Consider the following 457-nt stretch of genomic DNA (forward strand, 5'->3'; position numbering starts at 1 on the left):
ATTATTATCGCCAATGCCTACAATATCATCAGGTTTTATCAACAAAGTGAGTCTATTATTTTCTGCTTCTTCATCAATTGCTACCTGGAAAAGGGCGGACTTACCAATTCCCTTGTGCCCAACCACTATTCTCAGTGGAAGGTCATTTACAACTTGCTTATAGGCTTTACTTTTGAAGTAATACTCTTTAAGTCTCTGAGGGTCTTCATCCTCAGCCGCTTCATGACCAAATAGTCTTTGTAGTTCGTATTCGTTAAAATCCATGTAATTTTCTCTTGATATATTTATATCTGAAATATAAATCGGCCATCCATTTTAGATCAACAACATAATGCACTTTCGGTTTGTCTACAACTTGTACTAATTAACATTGAAAGATCGGACAGGCACAGATCTTTGGGGATTAATTGTTCGCACAGTCGCTACAGAAGTAGACCTTCCCCTGCGATGTTGCTGA

The 457-nt window shown here is 37.9% G+C and carries 1 protein-coding gene; it reads right to left on the reverse strand.

Features of this window, described 5'->3' with window-relative positions; genetic code table 11:
* On the reverse strand, positions 1-264 hold a 264-nt coding region (locus FW758_RS24810; protein ID WP_446446849.1), incomplete at its 3' end, for a hypothetical protein.
* Positions 265-457 lie beyond the last annotated feature (193 nt).

The organism is Shewanella sp. 1180_01 (assembly GCF_052850535.1).